This window comes from Streptomyces sp. NPDC005820 (assembly GCF_040630255.1).
GTDB lineage: Bacteria > Actinomycetota > Actinomycetes > Streptomycetales > Streptomycetaceae > Streptomyces.
Genome location: NZ_JBEXXE010000138.1, coordinates 1 through 1,042, shown reverse-complemented (window position 1 = coordinate 1,042; position 1,042 = coordinate 1). Strand labels below are relative to the sequence as shown.

The window sequence follows — 1,042 nt, the reverse complement described above, 5'->3', positions numbered from 1 at the left end:
AAGACGGTGTTCGTGTTCCCCGGTCAGGGCTCGCAATGGGACGGCATGGCCCGCGACCTGCTCACCACCTCACCCGTCTTCACCCACCACCTCACCCAAGCCGCCGACGCCATCAACCAATTCACCGACTGGAACCTCATCGACATCCTCACCGGCCAACCCCACACCCCACCCCCCGACCGCGTCGACATCCTCCAACCCGCCCTCTTCGCCATCAACACCGCCCTCGCCCGCCTCTGGCAACACCACAACATCCACCCCGACGCCGTCATCGGCCACTCCCAAGGCGAAATCGCCGCCGCCCACATCGCCGGCGCCCTCACCCTCCACGACGCCGCAAAAATCATCACCCTCCGCTCCCAAACCATCCACACCCACCTCGCCGGCACCGGAGCCATGGCCTCCGTCCCCCTCCCCACCGACCAGACCACCACCCACCTCACCCACTACGACGACCTCCACATCGCCGCACACAACAGCCCCACCACCACCGTCATCGCCGGAAACCCCCACCAAGTCAAAGCCCTCGTCGACGAACTCAACGCCCGCAACATCCGAGCCCGCCTCATCCCCGTCGACTACGCCTCACACACCCCCCACATCCACCCCCTCCGCAACACCCTCCACACCCTCCTCGACGACATCACCCCCCAACCCGCCGACATCGCCTTCTACTCCACCCTCCACGCCCAACACCTCCACGACACCACCCAACTCGACGCCACCTACTGGTACGACAACCTCGCCAACCCCGTCCAACTCCACCCCACCCTCAACCACCTCACCCACGACCACCACACCACCTACATCGAAATCAGCCCCCACCCCGTCCTCACCCACGCCCTCACCGACACCCTCCCACCCCACACCCTCATCACCGAAACACTCCGCCGAAACCAAGGCACCCTCACCCGCTTCCACCACAACCTCGCCCACCTCCACACCCACGGACACCCCACCCACTGGCACCACCCCCAACCCACCACCCCACCCCACCACCTCCCCACCTACCCCTACCAACAACGCCGCTACTGGCTGGACG

Annotated in this window: 1 protein-coding gene; it reads left to right on the top strand. The window is 66.1% G+C overall.

Features of this window, described 5'->3' with window-relative positions; translation table 11 throughout:
• Positions 1-1,042: acyltransferase domain-containing protein (locus tag ABZ464_RS52105; RefSeq protein WP_359290082.1), on the top strand; the 1,042-nt coding region annotated here is incomplete at both ends.